At 63.0% G+C, this 18,842-nt stretch carries 16 protein-coding genes; 8 read left to right on the forward strand and 8 right to left on the reverse strand.

Annotated features, from left to right (window positions below):
- Positions 1 to 28 precede the first annotated feature (28 nt).
- Positions 29 to 1,063 (forward strand): type IV pilus twitching motility protein PilT, encoded by a 1,035-nt coding sequence (locus PSCI_RS10145; protein ID WP_045485932.1) that lies wholly within the window; start codon positions 29 to 31, stop codon positions 1,061 to 1,063.
- A 113-nt stretch (positions 1,064 to 1,176) separates the two neighbouring features.
- Here PSCI_RS10145 and PSCI_RS10150 read toward each other — a convergent pair whose 3' ends face one another.
- A complete protein-coding gene (locus tag PSCI_RS10150; RefSeq protein WP_045485935.1) occupies positions 1,177 to 1,857 on the reverse strand; it encodes a C40 family peptidase in 681 nt (226 codons plus the stop codon).
- Between the two features lie 248 nt (positions 1,858 to 2,105).
- Here PSCI_RS10150 and PSCI_RS10155 point away from each other — a divergent pair, with 248 nt between their 5' ends.
- Complete coding sequence (locus PSCI_RS10155; RefSeq protein WP_045485937.1) at positions 2,106 to 2,513, forward strand: NINE protein; 408 nt, start codon at positions 2,106 to 2,108, stop codon at positions 2,511 to 2,513.
- Between the two features lie 224 nt (positions 2,514 to 2,737).
- Here the strand turns inward: PSCI_RS10155 and PSCI_RS10160 are convergent, their stop codons facing one another.
- The 7 genes from PSCI_RS10160 to gshB all read right to left on the reverse strand — a co-directional run bounded on the left by PSCI_RS10160 (position 2,738) and on the right by gshB (position 8,750).
- Positions 2,738 to 4,009: a dihydroorotase gene (locus PSCI_RS10160; RefSeq protein WP_045485939.1), complete on the reverse strand. Its 1,272-nt coding sequence runs from the start codon at positions 4,007 to 4,009 to the stop codon at positions 2,738 to 2,740.
- Positions 4,006 to 5,010 carry an aspartate carbamoyltransferase catalytic subunit gene (locus PSCI_RS10165; RefSeq protein WP_045485942.1) on the reverse strand — a complete coding sequence of 335 codons (1,005 nt, stop codon included), beginning with the start codon at positions 5,008 to 5,010 and terminating at the stop codon, positions 4,006 to 4,008. Before PSCI_RS10165 ends, PSCI_RS10160 begins: the two co-directional genes overlap by 4 nt.
- Positions 5,011 to 5,022: 12 nt before the next feature.
- Positions 5,023 to 5,541, reverse strand: a complete 519-nt coding sequence (gene pyrR, locus PSCI_RS10170) for a bifunctional pyr operon transcriptional regulator/uracil phosphoribosyltransferase PyrR (RefSeq protein WP_045485945.1) — start codon at positions 5,539 to 5,541, stop codon at positions 5,023 to 5,025.
- Between the two features lie 111 nt (positions 5,542 to 5,652).
- Positions 5,653 to 6,093, reverse strand: a complete 441-nt coding sequence (ruvX, locus tag PSCI_RS10175; RefSeq protein ID WP_045485948.1) for a Holliday junction resolvase RuvX — start codon at positions 6,091 to 6,093, stop codon at positions 5,653 to 5,655.
- Positions 6,093 to 6,662, reverse strand: coding sequence for a YqgE/AlgH family protein (locus PSCI_RS10180; protein ID WP_045485950.1), 570 nt, complete (start codon positions 6,660 to 6,662; stop codon positions 6,093 to 6,095). The genes ruvX and PSCI_RS10180 overlap by 1 nt, the downstream gene beginning before the upstream one ends.
- A 108-nt stretch (positions 6,663 to 6,770) precedes the next feature.
- The gene (locus tag PSCI_RS10185; RefSeq protein WP_045485952.1) at positions 6,771 to 7,673 is read right to left on the reverse strand and encodes an energy transducer TonB; all 903 of its coding nucleotides are present in this window, start codon (positions 7,671 to 7,673) and stop codon (positions 6,771 to 6,773) included.
- Between the two features lie 123 nt (positions 7,674 to 7,796).
- Positions 7,797 to 8,750: a glutathione synthase gene (gene gshB, locus PSCI_RS10190; protein WP_045485954.1), complete on the reverse strand. Its 954-nt coding sequence runs from the start codon at positions 8,748 to 8,750 to the stop codon at positions 7,797 to 7,799.
- A gap of 214 nt (positions 8,751 to 8,964) precedes the next feature.
- On the opposite strand from gshB, the gene pilG reads away from it, so the two are divergent.
- Genes pilG through PSCI_RS10220 form a run of 6 tightly spaced genes read left to right on the forward strand, consistent with a single transcriptional unit; the run spans position 8,965 to position 18,772 of the window.
- Positions 8,965 to 9,375, forward strand: coding sequence for a twitching motility response regulator PilG (pilG, locus tag PSCI_RS10195; RefSeq protein ID WP_045485956.1), 411 nt, complete (start codon positions 8,965 to 8,967; stop codon positions 9,373 to 9,375).
- Positions 9,376 to 9,418: 43 nt separating this feature from the next.
- On the forward strand, positions 9,419 to 9,784 hold the full coding sequence (gene pilH / locus PSCI_RS10200) for a twitching motility response regulator PilH (RefSeq protein ID WP_045494110.1): 366 nt from the start codon (positions 9,419 to 9,421) through the stop codon (positions 9,782 to 9,784).
- 15 nt (positions 9,785 to 9,799) lie between these two features.
- Positions 9,800 to 10,339 carry a chemotaxis protein CheW gene (locus PSCI_RS10205; protein ID WP_045485959.1) on the forward strand — a complete coding sequence of 180 codons (540 nt, stop codon included), beginning with the start codon at positions 9,800 to 9,802 and terminating at the stop codon, positions 10,337 to 10,339.
- Positions 10,340 to 10,371: 32 nt separating this feature from the next.
- Positions 10,372 to 12,414 carry a methyl-accepting chemotaxis protein gene (locus PSCI_RS10210; RefSeq protein ID WP_045485963.1) on the forward strand — a complete coding sequence of 681 codons (2,043 nt, stop codon included), beginning with the start codon at positions 10,372 to 10,374 and terminating at the stop codon, positions 12,412 to 12,414.
- Positions 12,415 to 12,456: 42 nt separating this feature from the next.
- Positions 12,457 to 18,291 (forward strand): Hpt domain-containing protein, encoded by a 5,835-nt coding sequence (locus PSCI_RS10215; RefSeq protein WP_045485966.1) that lies wholly within the window; start codon positions 12,457 to 12,459, stop codon positions 18,289 to 18,291.
- Positions 18,284 to 18,772 carry a chemotaxis protein CheW gene (locus tag PSCI_RS10220; protein WP_045485969.1) on the forward strand — a complete coding sequence of 163 codons (489 nt, stop codon included), beginning with the start codon at positions 18,284 to 18,286 and terminating at the stop codon, positions 18,770 to 18,772. The genes PSCI_RS10215 and PSCI_RS10220 overlap by 8 nt, the downstream gene beginning before the upstream one ends.
- Positions 18,773 to 18,842: the final 70 nt, after the last annotated feature.

An 18,842-nucleotide genomic window follows, 5' to 3' on the forward strand; every position in this document is an offset into this window, starting at 1 on the left:
GCGGCATTCTATGTGATTGAGGAGCTGTATGGATATTACCGAACTGCTGGCCTTCAGTGCCAAACAGGGCGCCTCCGATCTGCACCTTTCCGCAGGCTTGCCACCGATGATTCGTGTCGACGGTGACGTGCGGCGGATCAACCTGCCGGCGCTGGATGCCAAGCAGGTCAAGGCGCTGATTTACGACATCATGAACGACAAGCAGCGCCAGGATTATGAAGAACGCCTGGAAACCGACTTTTCTTTCGAAGTCCCCGGCGTGGCGCGCTTTCGGGTCAACGCTTTCAACCAGAACCGTGGCAGTGGCGCGGTGTTTCGCACCATTCCGTCGAAGATCCTCACCCTTGATGACCTCGGCATGGGCGAGAACTTTCGGCGCATCACTGACGTGCCACGCGGGCTGATTCTGGTCACCGGGCCTACCGGGTCAGGCAAGTCGACCACCCTGGCGGCAATGATCGATTACCTCAACAGCAACAAGCATCACCATATCCTGACCATCGAAGACCCGATCGAATTCGTCCACGAGTCCAAGAAGTGCCTGGTCAACCAGCGTGAAGTGCACCGCGACACGCTGGGCTTTTCCGAAGCCTTGCGCTCGGCGCTGCGTGAAGACCCGGACGTGATTCTGGTCGGCGAGATGCGCGACCTTGAAACCATCCGCCTGGCGCTGACGGCGGCTGAAACCGGCCACCTGGTGTTCGGCACCCTGCACACCACCTCGGCGGCCAAGACCATCGACCGGATTGTCGATGTGTTTCCGGCTGCGGAAAAGTCGATGATCCGCTCGATGCTCTCAGAGTCGCTGCACGCGGTGATTTCGCAGGCGTTGTTGAAGAAGGTGGGCGGTGGCCGGGTGGCGGCCCATGAAATCATGATGGGCACGCCGGCAATCCGTAACCTGATTCGTGAAGACAAGGTCGCGCAGATGTATTCCGCGATCCAGACCGGTGGCGCGCTGGGCATGCAGACCCTGGATATGTGCCTGGCCGAGCTGGTCAAGCGTGGCCTGATTACCCGCGACAACGCGCGGGAGAAGGCCAAGGTGCCGGATAACTTCTAATCGGGCACCTGTACCTCTGCAGACGATCACCCGCCGCCCTGCCGCGCCGCCATTGCAGGACCTCGCAGGAGCCGCTTTAGCGGCGAATGGCGCGGGCGCTTCTAGTGACTCTGTCAGCCCTTGGCGATATTCAGCGGGGCTTTCTGCTTGGGCAGGACGCGCTTGGCGACCTTGTAGTTCTTGTCCCAGTAAGGCTTCTTCAGTGTGTCAACGGTTACCGCCTTGCCACGGCGTGGCGCGTGGACAAAGCGATCGTTGCCCAGATAAATGGCAACATGGTTGATGCGTCGGCTCTTGATGTTGAAGAACAGCAAGTCGCCCGGCTTGAGGTCTTTGCGGTCTACCGCCTGGCCATGACCCGAGGCCATGTCCTTGGAGCTGCGCGGCAGGTCGACATTGGTCACGTCGGAGAAGGCGTATTTGACCAGCCCGCTGCAATCGAGACCCTTGCCCGGCGTCGTGCCACCCCAGCGATAAGGCGTGCCGACGGTTTCCAGCGCGCGCTTGATTACCGCATTGCCCTGTTTGTTGCTGCCTGCGACAGCGACGGTGTCTGCGGATTTTCTGGAGTTTCTGGCCGGCAGCGGGTTCTGAACCGTCGCCTTGCGGTCGTGCACAGCGTTGATGGCTTGCGCACGCGCCTGGGCCTGCGAGGCATCATGAGGCTGGGAAGCATGGCTCTTGGCGGTAAAACCGCTGAAGCCGGCGGGTAAGCGTTGTTCACGATTGGTGGCGTGAACGGCCAGTGGCATAAGGAGACAAATGGTCAGCCATGTCTTGAAAAAAGGACGCATTTGGCAGGGCTCTTAAAGATCAGCGCGCAACTCTATAACAGCTTGAAGACAAAGCCGACCCCATTGGTCGAGCCAATACCCCCTGAACTCTTGCGGATTTATTCAAGGTCTCTCTTGTAGCCAGCAGCAATCCCTTGAGTTACAAGGGGTTGAAGGCATTCTGATGACGCAGGACCATACGTCGGAAGGCACATGAAAAGTCACAAACTTTACACCTATTTTTTTGTATCGATGCGAAGAGGTCGTTCATGAACAACTATCGGGCTAACACGCACAGCAAGGTACTGGGCTATCTGCTGTGGATTTTCGGCTTTCTGGGTGCGCACCGTTTTTACTACGGCAAGCCGGTGACCGGGACCATCTGGTTCTTCACCCTGGGGTTGTTGGGGATCGGCTGGCTGATCGACCTGTTCCTGATTCCGTCCATGGACCGCGAAGCCGACCTGCGTTTCACACCGGGGCCGACCGACTACAGCCTGGCGTGGATCCTGCTGACCTTCCTGGGCATCTTCGGCGTACACCGCCTGTATCAGGGCAAATGGATCACCGGGATCATCTACCTGTTTACTGGCGGGCTGTTTCTGGTGGGCGTGCTGTATGACTTCTGGACCATGAACAACCAGATTTCCATCAGGAATGCACAGTTGCAGCGTTGAAAATGCCTCGGTGCTACGTTATCGCGCAGCAAACACCGAATCCCGACCGGCCGGGCGGCGATCCGCTTTAGCCGCAATACCGTTCAGATAGCGCCGCATACCCGGAGGCTTGCCGGAGTGCCGGACCACAACGAAGACGGCGGCACGTTCGCAGCAGATGCTGTGAATGTGCCGGCCTCTTCGCGAGCAAGCTCGCTCCCACAGGGGGCATCTACGGGGTTACATCAAGCGCTGTAGGTAATCCGTCCGTCCACCAGGGTGTAACGCACTGCGCCCGGCAGGCAATGGTCGAAGAACGGGCAGTTTTCGCCTTTGGACAGCCAGGCCTGGCCAGCCAGGGTGCTGGCGGCCGGGTCGAACAGCACCAGGTCTGCGGCGCTCCCGGCCTGCAACTGACCGGCCGGCAGGCGCAGTGCCGAGGCCGGGCCGCTGCTGAGGCGAGCGATCAGGGTCGGCAGGTCAAGCAGGCCGTCCTCTACCAGGGTCATGGCCAGCGGCAAGAGCAGTTCGACGCTGCTGATGCCAGGTTCGGTCGCGCCGAACGGTGCCAGCTTGGCATCGCGCTCGTGGGGCTGGTGATGGCTGGAAATCGCCTGGATCACTCCCGACTTCACGGCGGCACGCAGGCCGTCACGGTCAGCGCGGGTGCGCAGTGGCGGTTGCACGTGGTACAGGCTGGAGAAGTCGATCAGCGCCTCGTCAGTCAGGATCAACTGATACAGCGCTACATCAGCCGTCACCGGCAGACCGCGAGCCTGGGCGTCAGCGATCATTGCGGCGCCACGGGCGCTGGTCAACTGGCTGAAGTGCGCGCGTACGCCGCTTTGCTCGACCAGCAGTAGGTCGCGGGCCAGGGCCACGGTTTCAGCAGTTTCCGGAATGCCCACCAAGCCAAGGAAGCTGGCAGTCGGGCCTTCGTGGGCCAGGCCGCCGGCGGCCAGGTCGTGATCCTGAGAATTGAAAATCACCGTCAGGTCGAAGGTTGCCGCGTATTCCAGCGCCCGGCACAGGGTGCGGGTGTTGCCGAAGGTCTTCAGGCCATTGGTAAAGGCCACGCAACCGGCGTCGCGCAGGGCGACCAGTTCGGCCAGTTGCTCGCCTTCCAGGCCCTTGCTCAGGGCGCCGATCGGGTACACCTTGCTGAAGCCGGCCTCGCGGGCACGGTCGAGAATCAGCTCGGCCACTGCCGAGGTGTCCAGGACCGGTTTGGTCCGTGGCGGGCAGCACAGGCTGGTCACGCCGCCAGCGGTGGCCGCACGGGTTTCGCTGGCGATGGTGCCTTTACGGCTGTAGCCGGGCTCGCGCAACGAGACGTTGAGGTCGACCAGTCCGGGCGCGGCGACCAGGCCTTGGGCGTCGATGCGCTGGGCCGGCTCGAAACCTGCCGGTGCAGCGCCAATGGCTAACAGTTTGCCTGCTTCGATGTGCAGGTCGGTGACCTGATCCAGCCCGCTGACCGGGTCGATGACGCGAGCGCCGAGAATGCTGAGCTTCACAGGGCGTGCTCCTGCTCGAATTGACGTTGGGCGTTTTGCCCGCTCATGGCCATGGACAGGACCGCCATGCGCACCGCAATGCCATAGGTGACCTGGTTGAGAATCACCGAGTGCGCGCCGTCAGCCACGGCTGATTCGATCTCTACGCCGCGGTTGATCGGGCCGGGGTGCATGACGATGGCGTCAGGCTTGGCACCGGCCAGACGTGCGGTGGTCAGGCCGAACAGGCGGTAGAACTCACCCTCGCTGGGCAGCAGGCCGCCCTGCATGCGTTCACGTTGCAGGCGCAGCATGATCACCACGTCGACATCCTTCAGGCCGGCCGCCAGGTCGGTGTAAACCTTGACCCCGTACTGTTCGATGCCGACCGGCAGCAGGGTCTTGGGCGCGATCACGCGGATATCCGGGCAGCCCAGCGCCTTGAGCGCCAGCATGTTCGAGCGTGCCACTCGCGAGTGCAGGATGTCGCCGACGATGGCCACCGAAAGGTTTTCGAAGCCGCCTTTGTGGCGGCGGATGGTCAGCATGTCGAGCATGCCCTGGGTCGGGTGCGCGTGGCGCCCGTCGCCGCCGTTGATGATCGCCACCTCAGGGCAGACGTGTTCGGCAATGAAGTGCGCCGCGCCGGAGTCGGCATGGCGTACCACGAACATGTCGGCAGCCATCGCTTCAAGGTTGCGCAGGGTGTCGAACAGCGTCTCGCCCTTGCTGGTCGATGAGGTCGAGACGTTGAGGCTGATCACGTCGGCCGACAGGCGCTGGGCTGCCAGTTCGAAGGTGGTGCGGGTGCGGGTCGAGTTCTCGAAGAACACGTTGCAGACGGTCTTGCCGCGCAGCAGCGGCACCTTCTTGACCGCTCGGGCGCCCACTTCCAGAAAGGAGTCGGCAGTGTCGAGAATTTCCGTGAGCAGTTCGCGGGGCAGGCCATCCAGGGACAGGAAGTGGCGCAGCTGGCCCTGGTGATTGAGCTGCAGCGGGCGCTTGGCGTCGAGAGGCGTCATCGCAATGGACTCTTAAAGGGCTGAGGCAGGGGAGAGGTCTTGGAGTTCGAGCGCCAGCGGCTCAGGGCCGCTCAGCTTGACCCGTTCGTCAGGCGCCAGCGACAGCGTCGCACCGACCACATCGGGGCTGATCGGCAGCTCGCCGGCATCCAGGTCCAGCAGGCAGACCAGCGTAACGCTGGCCGGGCGGCCGTAATCGAACAGTTCATTAAGGGCGGCGCGCACCGTACGGCCACTCATGAGCACATCGTCGATCAGCACCAGATGCTGGCCTTCGATTTCGAACGGCAGCTCTGAAGGCTGTACTTGGGGGTGCAGGCCGTTCTGGCTGAAATCGTCGCGATAGAAAGACACATCCAGGGTGCCGAGCGGCGCCGGGTTATCGAGCGCCTTGAGCAGCGCCTGAGCCACCCAGATACCGCCGGTGCGGATGCCGATAAAGCGTGGTTCGGTGATTGCGCGCTTGTTCAGGTGGGTCGTCAGGTCGGTGGCCATCTGACGGATCAGTTCGGCGGGGTTGGGCAAACTCATGCTGGCTCCTTCAGACGCTCGGCAGTGCCATCGGTGGCACCGCTCAAGCGCAAATTTGAAATCCTCGGGGCATCTGACTGAGGGTTATCGAAGTGTTGCAACGGCCTGGGGTCACCCATTGAGCAACTCGGGATTGTCGTCCAGCCAGCCTTGCAGCAGCAGGGCGGCAGCAATGGCATCCACCGGGTTGTCGCGATAACTGCCGCGCTGACCGCCGCGGGCCATACGCTCGCCCTTGGCCTCGAAGGTGGTCAGGCGTTCGTCATGGGTAAAGGCCGGTACATTGAAGCGACCGTTGAGCTGGCGGGAAAACTTTTCGGCGCGGGCGCTCATGTCGCTGGGGGTGCCGTCCATATTCAAGGGCAGGCCGACCACCACGGCATCGGGCTTCCATTCATTGAACAGGGCCTGGACCTTGTTCCAGTCCGGCACGCCATTCTGGGCCTTGAGGGTGCAGAGTTCACGCGCCTGGCCGGTCACTGCCTGGCCAACCGCCACGCCAATCTGCCGGGTGCCGTAGTCAAAGCCCAGGATCAGGCGTATCGCAGCCATCAGGCGTGACCTGCCTGAGTGGAAAGCAGACTCAGATTGACCCCCAGACGCGCGGCAGCGGCATGCAGGCGCTGATCACTGTCGACCTCGAACAGGATGGCCGGGTCGAACGGGCAGGTCAGCCAGGCGTTGGCGGCTAGTTCCGCGTCCAGTTGGCCGGCGTCCCAGCCGGCGTAACCGAGGGCGATCAGGCTGTGCTCGGGGCCGCTGCCGTCCGCAATGGCAAACAGTACGTCCTGAGAGGTCGACAGCGACAGGCCTTCAAGTTCGACCGTGGCCTGGAAAACCGGACCGGTGGGGTGCAGGACAAAGCCGCGGTCAGTCTGCACCGGGCCGCCGGAGTGAATCTGGATATGCTGGCAGCGTGCCGGGGCGAGCTGCTCCGGGCGCAATTGCTCAAGCACATCGGCCAGGGTCAGTGCCTGCGGGCGATTGATCACCAGGCCCATGGCGCCATTGGCGTTGTGCTCGACGATATAGGTCAAGGTCTGGGCGAAATTCGGATCGTCCATATGCGGCATGGCGATCAGGAATTGGTGCTTGAGGTAGCTCGGAGCGACGTTTTTCATAAGTTGTAGTTTGGCTCTGCCGGGGGAGCCTGACAACCGTGCGTGGGGCTTTGCCCAGCAAAATGTTGTCAGGCTATGGCTTTTGTGGTGCGGGTCTCAGAGCGCAGCTTAGTTGCTGGACAGACGGTCGCCCTTGGCAAATTTCCAGGTGCGGATGATCTCAAGCCGGTCGATGTCGGCAAGATCGCCGGTGAACGGCGCAAAAGGCGCCGCCAGACGCACGATACGCTGCGCGGCCTGATCCAGCAGTGGTTGCCCGGACGATTCCAGCACCAGCACTTCATACAGCGAACCATCGCGGTTGATTGACACAAGCAGGCGCAGGCTGCCGTAGATCTGCTGACGGCGCGCCTCGTCGGGGTAGTTCAGATTGCCGACCCGCTCGACCTTCTTGCGCCAGTCGTCCTTGTACCAGGCACCCTTGTCGCGCATGGTCGAGGCCGCGTTGAGGCGGTGAATCTTAGGCCGCTTGGCGTAACGCTGTTGTTCGGCAGACAGTTCGGCTTCCAGGCTGGCGATTTCATTGCTCAGTTGCGCGCTGTCGAAGGTCGGGGCGGCTTTGAGCTGCGGGTCTGGTTTGACTTCTTCGCGTTTGGCGACGGTTTTTTCCTGGACCTGGGCGCGGGTGGCCACGGCCGCCTTGGGCGCGTCCTGTTTTTCCACCGGTTTGCTTGCCGGAGGCGGCGTTACCCGGTTGATCTCGGTGTCCTGAAACGGCGCCAGTTCGGTGGTCTTGAGCGTTTCGGCATGATCCAGCGTGCCGCTGCCTTCCTGGTTGTCCTGGGCCAGAAAGTCCGCGTTGGCGGGCTTTTTCTCACTCTTGAAGGTCGCCAGGGTGATCTCCAGGGTCTGGGAGATCTGCTCGGGCTTCACATAGGTAAAACCCACCCCGAGAATCAGCGCCAGGTGCACCAGTGCAGCGATCAGCAGGGTAAAGCCCAGGCGGTCACGGGCACGCACGCCAGTGGTGGCATGGTCGAGTACCAGCGGGTTGTAGGCCATTGCTGTCATTGAAGATTGGGCTGCCATGGGGTCCGGACGGGTTTCGCAAGACGCGCATCATACCAAGTCAGCAGCGCCAGGCGACAGGCTACAGACGGCAAGACAATGGTTTGCCGCCTGTGCCTGGCAGACTCAGCGCGCCTTGAGCTTGCTCTCGATGGCATCCATCAGCAGGCTGCCGATATTGGTGCCGAAGGCATTGTCGATTTCGCGGATGCAGGTCGGGCTGGTGACGTTGATTTCGGTCAGGTGCTCGCCGATCACGTCCAGGCCGACGAACAGCAGGCCTTTTTCCCGCAGGGTCGGGCCGACCTGGGCGGCGATCCAGCGGTCGCGTTCGGTCAGCGGCCGGGCTTCGCCGCGTCCGCCGGCAGCCAGGTTGCCACGGGTTTCACCGGCGGCCGGGATGCGCGCCAGGCAGTACGGCACCGGCTCGCCGTCAACCATCAGGATGCGTTTGTCGCCATCCTTGATTGCCGGCAGGTAACCCTGGGCCATGATCTGCTGGGTGCCGTTGGCGGTCAGGGTTTCGAGAATCACCGACAGGTTGGGGTCGCCTGCCCGGTGACGGAAGATCGAGGTGCCACCCATGCCGTCCAGCGGCTTGAGGATGGTGTCGCCCTGTTGCTCGGTGAAGGCGCGCAGGATGTCCGGGCGGCGGCTGACCAGGGTCGGCGGCGTGCACTGCGGGAACAGCGTGGCGAACAGTTTCTCGTTGCAGTCACGCAGGCTTTGCGGTTTGTTGACCACCAGCACGCCAGCGCGCTCGGCTTGTTCGAGCAGGTAGGTGGAGTAGACAAACTCCATGTCGAACGGCGGATCCTTGCGCATCAGGATCACGTCCAGGTCGTCCAGGCCGCTGTCCTGTTCGGCGCCGAATTCGAACCATTTTTCCGGGTTGGCGAATACCGTCAGTGGTTTCATCCGCGCGCGGGCCTGGCCCGAGTTCTGGTAGAGGTCCTGCTGCTCCATGTAGAACAGCGACCAGCCGCGTTCCTGGGCGGCAAGCAGCATGGCCAGCGAGCTGTCCTTCTTGTAGGAGATGCCCTCAATAGGGTCCATGACAATCCCCAAGCGAACGCTCATGGGCAAAATCCTCTGATCGGTGATGGCGCTGGGCCGGAACAGGCGTCAGGTTGGCGCTCGCCGTGCTCCGGGTCAAGGGGCAACTGGCTGGCGTTTATGGATTGCAGCGGGAGAGTGTGCTAAAAAGTCTCGGCATCCGGCCAGGCTGTTATACGCCAGACTCCGGTGCCGTGCAGACCACGCAAACATTCGCCGCGGCGACGGAACAGCACACATGGAACAGCACGCCCCAGCCTTGAAGGTCATGGTCATCGATGACTCGCGGACCATTCGCCGCACCGCTGAAACCATCCTGAAAAACGCCGGTTGTGAGGTCATCACGGCCGTCGACGGGTTCGATGCCCTGGCCCGGATCGTCGATCATCACCCGCGAATCATCTTCGTCGATATCATGATGCCGCGTCTGGATGGCTATCAGACCTGCGCGCTGGTCAAGAACAACCGGGCGTTCAAGTCCACGCCGGTGATCATGCTGTCGTCGCGTGACGGGCTGTTCGACAAGGCCAAGGGCCGCATCGTCGGCTCAGATCAGTTTCTGACCAAGCCTTTCAGCCCGGAAGAACTGCTCAGCGCAATCAAGGCCCATGTGCCTGGCTTCGTTGCCGTTGAACAACATGTACCGTGAGGCCGGCAGGCACCATGCCGGCTACCACCATTTGGGGAATACCATGGCTCGAATATTGATCGTCGATGATTCGCCGACTGAAATGTACAAATTCACCAGCATCCTGGAAAAACACGGCCATCAAGTGTTCAAGGCCGAGAACGGCGCCGATGGCGTGGCCCTGGCGCGCCAGGAAAAACCCGACGCGGTGTTGATGGACATCGTCATGCCCGGCCTCAATGGCTTTCAGGCCACGCGCCAGTTGAGCAAGGACGACAGCACCCGGCATATTCCGGTGATCATGATCACCACCAAGGATCAGGAGACTGACAAGGTCTGGGGCACCCGCCAGGGGGCGCGCGATTACCTGACCAAGCCGGTGACCGAAGAAACCCTGATCAACACCCTTAACGCGGTACTGGCCGGCTAAGCCGCCGGAGCGCCGATGCCCGGGTCGCGTACCGCTTTCGAACTGTTGTTCGACATCGACCAGCGTTGTCGCTCTCTGGCGGCGGGCCTGCCGTCGCAGGAGACCCGTGGCCAGGACTGGAGCGGTATCGGTTTTCGCCTGGGCGAGCAGTTGTTTGTCGCGCCGATGGGCGAGATCAGCGAAATTCTCAACGAGCCCCGCGTGGCAGCGATGCCGGGGGTCAAGCCTTGGGTGCTGGGGCTGGCCAACCTGCGCGGGCGACTGTTGCCGGTGATGGACCTGAGCCGCTATTTCGGCCAGGGCCATGCGCCGTTGCGGCGTCAGCGCCGGGTGCTGGTGGTCGAACATCAGGAGGTGTTTGCCGGGTTGCTGGTCGATGAAGTGCTGGGTATGCAGCATTTTGAACCCGAAGACTTGCGCGCTGACGCGGCGCAGCCATTTGGGCCACGCATGGCGCCGTTCGTTCGTGGCCAGTTCCAGAGCACAGCGGTATGGCGAGTGTTCAGCACCCTGGCGCTGGCGCAGTCGGCGGATTTCATGGATGTTGCGATATAGACGTTCTCAACAGCCGGGCGGGAGCCTGATTAATGACTGATACAGGCAAGTCCGAAGAAGGGTTGCGCAGCCGTCGGCAGATCGTGGTGTTGTTCATCGTGCTGATCGTGCTGATCGTGGTGCTGTTCGCCAACTTCGCCTATCTCAACACCCAGTCGAACTATGACAAGCAGTACATCGGTCATGCCGGTGAGCTGCGTGTGCTGTCCCAGCGGATTGCCAAGAACGCCACTGAGTCGGCGGCCGGCAAGGCGCAGGCGTTCAAGCTGCTCACCGATGCGCGTAACGATTTCGACCAGCGCTGGAGCTTCCTGAAAAACGGCGACCCGGCCACCGGCCTGCCTGCGGCGCCATCCGGGGTGCATAAAGAGTTGCGTGCGGTGCAGAGCGACTGGGAAGCGCTGCGCAAAAGCACAGACGTGATCCTGGCCAACGAGCAGACCGTGCTGTCGCTGCATCAAGTGGCGGCGACCCTGGCCGAGACCATTCCGCAATTGCAGACCGAGTACGAAAAGGTCGTCGAGATTCTGCTGCAGAGCAAGGCGCCGTCCAGCCAAGTGGTGTTGGCCCAGCGCCAGGCGTTGCTTGCCGAGCGGATCCTCGGCTCGGTCAATACGGTGCTGGCCGGCGACGAAACCACGGTGCAGGCCGCCGATGCCTTTGGCCGTGATGCCAGCCAGTTTGGCCGGGTGCTCAATGGCATGCTCGAAGGCAATACCGGGATGAGCATCAGCCGCGTCCAGGACCCGGATGCGCGGGCGCGGCTGGCCGAAATTGCCGAGTTGTTCGAGTTCGTTTCCGGTTCGGTGGATGAAATCCTCGAAACCTCGCCGGAGCTGTTTCAGGTGCGCGAAGCCGCCGGCAAAATCTTCATCACCTCCCAGACCCTGCTCGATCAGGCTTCGGCGCTGACCACCAGCCTGGAGCGGCTGACCGGTCAGCGCACGATGAATTCGGTGGGCGGTTATCTACTTGGCCTGCTGGCGGTGATGTCGGTGTTGCTGATCGGCCTGGTCATGGTCCGCGAGACCAACCGCCAGTTGCACGAAACGGCGCAGAAGAGCGAGCGCAACCAGGCAGCGATCATGCGCCTGCTCGATGAAATCGAAGACCTTGCCGATGGTGACCTGACCGTCGCGGCATCGGTGACTGAAGACTTCACCGGGGCCATCGCTGACTCGATCAATTTCTCCATCGACCAGTTGCGTGAACTGGTGGCGACCATCAACTTCACCGCCCAGCAGGTCGCTGCCGCCGTGCAGGAAACCCAGACCACCGCCATGCAACTGGCCGGCGCCTCGCAGCATCAGGCCTTGCAGATCAGCGCGGCCTCGGCGGCGATCAACGACATGGCGCAGTCGATCGACCAGGTGTCGACCAACGCCTCCGAGTCTTCGACGGTCGCCGCCCGCTCGGTGGCTATCGCCAACAAGGGCAATGAGGTGGTACACAACACCATCCATGGCATGGACAACATTCGCGAGCAGATTCAGGACACCTCCAAGCGCATCAAGCGTCTGGGTGAGTCATCTCAGGAAATTGGCGATATTGTCAGTCTGATCGACGACATTTCTGACCAGACCAACGTACTGGCCCTCAACGCGGCGATCCAGGCGTCGATGGCCGGTGATGCCGGGCGCGGCTTTGCCGTGGTGGCCGACGAAGTACAACGGCTGGCCGAGCGCTCGTCATCCGCGACCAAACAGATCGAAAGTCTGGTGCGGGCGATCCAGAACGACACCAACGAAGCGGTCATCTCGATGGAGCAGACCACCAGTGAGGTGGTGCGCGGTGCGCGTCTGGCGCAGGACGCCGGGGTGGCCCTGGAAGAAATCGAAGGCGTATCGCGGGTGCTGGCCGAGCTGATCGAAAGTATCACCGACGCCGCCCAGCAACAGGCGGTTTCCGCCGGGCAGATCTCCCAGACCATGACCGTGATCCAGCAAATCACCTCGCAGACCACCTCCGGGACGGCAGCCACTGCCGAAAGCATCGGCAACCTGGCGAAGCTGGCCAGTGCCATGCGGCGTTCGGTGTCCGGGTTTACCTTGCCTGCCTCCAGAGATCACGGATGACGCGGTTCACCTTCATGCCCGACAGCCAGAGCCACGCGCGCCATGCCTGACCGCCACGACTATGTCGCCCTTGAGTGGGTCAAAGGCAGCATCGCCGAAACCCTCGCGCAGGCCCGTCAGGCGCTGGACGGCTATATCGCCAGCCCTGATAAAGGCGCTGCCCTGGATGAGTGCCTGAACGGCGTGCATCAGGTCTATGGCTGCCTGCAGATGATCGAGTTCTACGGCGCGGCGCTGCTCGCCGAAGAAATCGAAAAGCTGGCGCTGGCCCTGCGTGGGCAACGGCTGGCCAATCAGCCTGAAGCCTTGCAACTGCTCAGTCAGGCAATGAACCAGTTGCCGATCTATCTGGAGCGTATTCACACCGCGCGGCGCGATCTGCCGCTGGTGATCCTGCCGTTGCTCAACGACCTGCGCAGTGTTCGCGGCGAGAGCCTGCTGTCGGAAACCAGCCTGTTTGCGCCCTTGCTCGATGATACCGGCCCGCTCGACGCCCAGACCCTGGCCCAGCGCGATTTTCCTGGCCTGGCGCAACTGCTGCGCACCTGGCGGCAAAGCCTGCAGGATGCTCTGAGCGGGTTGATCCGCGAACAGGATGTGCCGTCGCAGTTGCAACACCTGACTGAAGTGTTCGCCCATCTCGAACGGCTGTGCGAAGGCGCCCCGCTCGAAGCGTTATGGCGCATCACCTCGGCGCTGGTCGACAGCATGGCGGCTGGCAGTTTTACCAACAGCCCTGCGCTGCGCAGCCTGTTCCGGGATGCCGACCATGAGCTTGAACGGCTGATCGAACAGGGCGTATCAGCGATCAACCAGCCCGCGCCGGACGAATTGCTCAAGAGCCTGCTGTTCTATATCGCCAAATCCGACAGCCAGTCAGCGAAAGTGCTGGCGCTCAGAGAACAGTACGCGCTGGACGATGCATTGCCTGCCAGCCACATCGTGTTCGAAGAGCGGGCGCGGATGACGGCGCCGGATCGCGACGCCATGCGCAGCATAATCCTGGCGGTGTGCGAAGGCCTGGTGCGGGCCAAGGAACGGCTGGACGTGTTCGTGCGCGGTGACCGCCAGCGGGTCAGCGAACTCAACGCACTGTTGCCGTCGTTGCGGCAGATTGCCGATACCCTGGCGGTATTGGGCTTCGGCCAGCCGCGCAAGGTCATCATCGACCAGACCAGTGTGGTGCAGGGCATGGCCCAAGGGCAGCGTGAGCCCAGCGACGCGACCCTGATGGATGTGGCCGGCGCGCTGCTTTACGTCGAGTCGACCCTGGCCGGCATGGTGGGCGGCAGCGCTGAAACCCGCCGTGAAGAGAGCCATCTGCCGACCACTGATCTGACCCGCATTCATCAACTGGTGATTCGCGAAGCTCTGGTGGTCTTGCAGCAGGCCAGAGACGTCTTGCTCGACGCGCTGGATGGCCAGTGGTCGCCAGCGCGCCTGCTGCCTCTGCATGAGTATCTCTGGCAGGTGCGCGGGGCCCTGGCGATGATCCCGCTGGCCACCGCCGCCGGCCTGCTGACGGCCTGCAGCGACTATGTTCGCGAGCAGTTGTCGGCTGCCGACAGCGCGCCGCCCGCCGCGCAGCTTGACGACCTGGCCGATGCGCTCAGTGCCATCGAGTATTACCTTGAGCGCATGGTCGAAGACCACCATGCTCCCGGTGACCGCTTGCTGGCGATGGCTGAGGCCAGCCTGGCACGGTTGGGTTACGTGGCTACGCCGCTGGTGGAGGCGCTCGAAGAGCCGGTCCTGGCAGCGGGCGCAGCAAGCCCGGAGCTTGCCCGGGTGCTGGCGCGACCATTGGCGGCGGTCAACCCGCCCGGTCGCGACATGCCGGCCAGCCTGTTGCCACCGCCGCTCAATGAACAGGCGGTAGACGATGAACTGCGCGAGGTCTTCATCGAGGAAGCCGAAGAAGTCCTGGCCGCTCTGCAAGAGCAGTTGCCGCGCTGGCTGGTTGCCCTGGCCACGCCGGGGGTGGCCAGCAACCAGACGCTGGCCGACATTCGCCGTGCGTTCCACACCCTCAAGGGCAGTGGCCGCATGGTCCGTGCGCTGGTGATCAGTGAGCTGGCCTGGTCGGTGGAAAACCTGCTCAACCGCATCCTCGAAGACAGCGTGGTCGCTGACCAGCAGGTGCGTCAGTTGCTGGCCGGGGTGCAGGCGTTACTGCCTGAGCTGCTCCGCGATTTCGCCAGTAATGCCCAGCGTCAGCGCGAAGACGCCGACCGCCTTGCCGCTCAGGCCAAGGTACTGGCTGACGGCAAGCCGGATGATGAGCCCGACACCCAATTGCTGGAGATCTTCCGTCAGGAAGCCCAGGGGCATTTGCAGACCATCGACCGTTTTCTCGATAGCGCCTCACGCAATGACTCATCCGCGATTGGTGATGACCTGCACCGCGCCCTGCACACCCTCAAAGGCAGTGCCTACATGGCCGGTGTGCTGCCGATTGCCGAACTGGCCAAGGCACTGGACGAGTTGATACGCGAGTTCAAGGCCAACCTGATCGCCATTGAAACACCGGAATTGAAGCTGCTACGCGCCGCCGAGCCGCTGTTTTATAAAGGCCTTGAGCAATTGGGCAGCCAGCCGCTGGCGCCCATTGAAGGGGCCGCTGAGGTGATCGAGGCGGCGCACTCGCTGCTGCAGCAACGCCTTGCTGCGGCCCTGCAAGACACCGATGAGGGCAGTGCTGAGCGCCTCAACCCCAAGGCGATCACCACCTTTCTGCATCAGGGCATGGATATTGTGCTCGACGCCGAGGGCCTGTTGCAGCGCTGGCGCGAGCATCCGGGCCAGCGTCAGGAACTGACCACCCTGCTTGATGAGTTGACCAGCCTGGGGCACAGCGCGCACCTGGCCGAATTGCCGCAGGTCGATGAACTGTGCGAGGCCTTGCTGGACCTGTACGGCGCGGTTGAAGAAAGCAGCCTGGCAGTCAGTGAGCGGTTTTTCCATGAGGCTGAACAGGCCCATGAAGCACTGATCGACATGCTCGACCAACTGGCTGCCGGTCAGGACGTGCAGCCGCGCGCCGATCGCATCGAGGCCTTGCATGCGCTGCTCGACGAAGCACTGGAGCCCGGCGCCGCCGGACTGGTCTCCAGCGCTGGCCAGCGGGTCATCGAGCTGGGCGCCGCCACCGACCAGCTTGCCGAAGAGGGCGGCCAGGACGATGAAATTGTCGCGATATTTCTTGAGGAAGCCGCCGATATCCTCGACAGCGCTGGCGAGGCATTGCAGCGCTGGCTGACGGCTCCGGACAATTCGGCGCCCCTGCCGTCGCTGCAACGTGATCTGCATACCCTCAAGGGCGGCGCGCGAATGGCCGCTATCAGCCCGGTGAGCAATCTGGGGCATGAGCTGGAGGCGTTGTACGCCGGGCTGATCGAGCGTCGTTACGGCTATTCACCGGAACTGGCCGAGTTGCTGCTGGCCAGCCACGACCATCTGGCCCTGATGCTGGAGCAACTGCGCCACCGCGAAGCCCTGGACGACCCGGCAGCGCTGATCGAGGCCATCGAGGCACTGCGCTGCGCCAGTGGCCGCGACCCCGATGCCGGGCTGGCGCTTGCCACTGAGCCGGCCGCCGACGGCCCCGAGCGTGATCCTGAACTGCGCGCCGTGTTTCTCCAGGAAGGCCTGGATATTCTCGACAGCGCTGGCGCTGCCCTGGCGCGCTGGCAGGCTGACCCGCATAACCTGCTGGAAGTCGAGACGCTGCTGCGCGACCTGCACACCCTCAAGGGCGGTGCACGGATGGTCGAGATCAAGCCGATCAGCGATCTGGCCCATGAGATCGAATCGCTCTACGAAGCGGTGTCTGCCGGGCTCCGCCAGCCCGGCCCGGTGTTGCTGGAGCTGTTGCAGCGCGGCCATGACCTGTTGGCCGACATGCTCGATGCGGTGCGCGCCGAACAACCGCTGCCCGATGCCGTTCGACTGATCGATAACATTCGCCAGCTCGATGTGCTGGAGCCGGTCGTCGTGGCGCCGCCGGTGCCAGCCGCTGGCGCCGAGAGCGAAGTCGAGCGAGCCGGGCCGGAAATGGTCAAGGTGGCCGCAGAAGACCTGGAACAACTGGTCAACCTGGCCGGCGAGACGTCGATTTTTCGCGGCCGTATCGAACAACAGATTCTCGATACCAGGGCCACCCTGGTAGAGGTTGAAACCACTCTGGAGCGTATGCGCGACCAGCTGCGCCGCCTGGAAACCGAAACCCAGGGGAGTATTCTCAGCCGCGAGCAGAGCCACGCCGAATGGCGTGGCTACGAAGATTTCGACCCGCTTGAAATGGACCGCCATTCGCAGCTCCAGCAGTTGTCCCGGGCACTGACCGAGTCGGCCTCTGACTTGCTGGACCTCAAAGAGACCCTCGACCAGCGCAACCGCTATGCCGAGACGTTGCTGGCCAAGCAGGCGCGAGTCAACACCGAGTTGCAGGAGGGCCTGATGCGCACCCGCATGGTGCCGTTCGAGCGCCTGGTGCCGCGCTTGCGCCGGGTGGTGCGCCAAGTGGCGGGCGAACTGAACAAGCAGGTGCAATTCGACGTCGGCAATGCTGAGGGTGATATGGACCGCAGCGTGCTGGAGCGCATGGTCGCGCCGCTGGAGCACATGCTGCGCAATGCGGTGGACCATGGCCTGGAAAGCACCGAGCGACGCATCGCGGCGGGCAAACCGGAGCAGGGCCATATTCGTCTCGACCTGCGGCATGAGGGCGGCGATATCGTTATCGAGCTGAGCGACGATGGTCTGGGTGTCGACCTGGCTGCGGTACGGCGCAAGGCGATCAAGCGTGGGCTGATCCAGCCCGATGCGGTGCTGGCTGACCATGAAGTGCTGTCGTTCATTCTTGAGGCCGGGTTCTCGACTGCCGAAGTCATCACCCAGATTTCCGGGCGCGGCGTGGGCATGGACGTGGTGCATGCCGAGGTCAAGCAACTGGGCGGTTCGATGAGCATCGACTCGGTGCCGGGCCAGGGCACACACTTCCGGATTCGTCTGCCATTCTCGGTGTCGGTCAACCGGGCCTTGATGGTGCAGTGCGGTGATGAGCTGTACGCCTTGCCGCTCAATACCGTTGAGGGCCTGGTCAGGGTGATGCCCGGCGAGTTGCTTGAGCATTACCAGAGCCAGCCGCCGCGTTACCGTTATGGCGGGCATACCTACGACCTGCGCTATCTGGGCGAACTGCTGGGCATTGGCCGGCCGCGCCTGCACGAGCAAATGCAGCCGGTGCCGGTGCTGCTGGTGCATCAGCAGGACCAATGGGTCGCGGTGCAGGTCGATGCGCTGGCGGGTTCACGGGAAATCGTGGTCAAGAGCCTCGGCCCGCAGTTTTCCAGGGTCCAGGGTGTTACCGGGGCGACCATTCTGGGCGATGGCCGGGTGGTGTTGATCCTTGACCTGCTCGCCTGGTTGCGTGGCCAGCAGGGCCGCGCATCGATGCAGCAACCGGCCTGGCGCCTGCTGCCGGTTGGCGCCACCGGGCAACGGACCCTGCGCGTCATGGTGGTGGATGACTCGGTGACGGTGCGCAAAGTCACCAGCCGCCTGCTGGAGCGCCACGGCATGCAGGTGCTGACCGCCAAGGATGGGGTCGATGCCATGAGCCTGCTGGAACAACACACACCGGACATCCTGCTGCTGGACATCGAAATGCCGCGCATGGATGGTTTCGAAGTGGCCAGCCTGATCCGTCGGCATGAACGGCTGCGCGACTTGCCGATCATCATGATTACCTCGCGTTCTGGGCAAAAACACCGTGATCGGGCGATGGCCTTGGGCGTCAACGATTATCTGAGCAAGCCCTACCAGGAGTCGGTCCTGCTCGAAAGCATCGCCCGCTGGAGTTCGCCGCATGCCTGATGTCGCCTACGAGTCCAGCCGCCGCTCGACCCTGACCTGCCTGCTGTTGCCGCTCAGTGACCGCTACCTGCTGTTGCCCAACGTTGCGGTCGCGGAACTGATCGATTACCAGGATTGCCATGCCGACCCGAATGCCCCGGCCTGGTATTTGGGCAATATCCGCTGGCGCGAGCTTGATCTGCCGTTGCTGAGCTTCGAAGCCGCCTGCGGCGGACGCACCAAGGTCGGCGGCCGGGCCCGCATCGTGGTGCTCAATGCGCTGGGCGGTAACGCCGAACGCCGGTATCTGGCGCTGCTGATCCAGAACATCCCGCGCTCGTGCAAGGTCGACAATCAGTTGAGCTACGTCGATGTACCGCTGGCATCGCTGGAGCTGGCTGCGGTGCAGGTCGGCGACACGCTGGCCCGGGTGCCGGACCTGGTGGGGCTGGAGCAGTGGCTGGTGGACGCGGGCGTGGTCGATAACGATACACGGCCGTAGGAGCGGCTTTAGCCGCGAAGGGCTTGCGGCCAAAGCAAAAGCTTCCCGGCTAAAGCCGGTCCTACAGGCT

The organism is Pseudomonas sp. StFLB209 (genome assembly GCF_000829415.1).
In the GTDB taxonomy this organism is placed as follows: Bacteria; Pseudomonadota; Gammaproteobacteria; order Pseudomonadales; family Pseudomonadaceae; genus Aquipseudomonas.

Bases quoted from the DNA above. Each gene is read 5' to 3' on its own strand.
- PSCI_RS10145 (WP_045485932.1), top strand. From the start codon at position 29: ATGGATATTACCGAACTGCTGGCCTTCAGTGCCAAACAGGGCGCCTCC.
- PSCI_RS10150 (WP_045485935.1), bottom strand. From the start codon at position 1,857: ATGCGTCCTTTTTTCAAGACATGGCTGACCATTTGTCTCCTTATGCCA.
- PSCI_RS10155 (WP_045485937.1), top strand. From the start codon at position 2,106: ATGAACAACTATCGGGCTAACACGCACAGCAAGGTACTGGGCTATCTG.
- PSCI_RS10165 (WP_045485942.1), bottom strand. From the start codon at position 5,010: ATGACGCCTCTCGACGCCAAGCGCCCGCTGCAGCTCAATCACCAGGGC.
- pyrR (WP_045485945.1), bottom strand. From the start codon at position 5,541: ATGAGTTTGCCCAACCCCGCCGAACTGATCCGTCAGATGGCCACCGAC.
- ruvX (WP_045485948.1), bottom strand. From the start codon at position 6,093: ATGGCTGCGATACGCCTGATCCTGGGCTTTGACTACGGCACCCGGCAG.
- PSCI_RS10180 (WP_045485950.1), bottom strand. From the start codon at position 6,662: ATGAAAAACGTCGCTCCGAGCTACCTCAAGCACCAATTCCTGATCGCC.
- PSCI_RS10185 (WP_045485952.1), bottom strand. From the start codon at position 7,673: ATGACAGCAATGGCCTACAACCCGCTGGTACTCGACCATGCCACCACT.
- gshB (WP_045485954.1), bottom strand. From the start codon at position 8,750: ATGAGCGTTCGCTTGGGGATTGTCATGGACCCTATTGAGGGCATCTCC.
- pilG (WP_045485956.1), top strand. From the start codon at position 8,965: ATGGAACAGCACGCCCCAGCCTTGAAGGTCATGGTCATCGATGACTCG.
- pilH (WP_045494110.1), top strand. From the start codon at position 9,419: ATGGCTCGAATATTGATCGTCGATGATTCGCCGACTGAAATGTACAAA.
- PSCI_RS10205 (WP_045485959.1), top strand. From the start codon at position 9,800: ATGCCCGGGTCGCGTACCGCTTTCGAACTGTTGTTCGACATCGACCAG.
- PSCI_RS10210 (WP_045485963.1), top strand. From the start codon at position 10,372: ATGACTGATACAGGCAAGTCCGAAGAAGGGTTGCGCAGCCGTCGGCAG.
- PSCI_RS10215 (WP_045485966.1), top strand. From the start codon at position 12,457: ATGCCTGACCGCCACGACTATGTCGCCCTTGAGTGGGTCAAAGGCAGC.
- PSCI_RS10220 (WP_045485969.1), top strand. From the start codon at position 18,284: ATGCCTGATGTCGCCTACGAGTCCAGCCGCCGCTCGACCCTGACCTGC.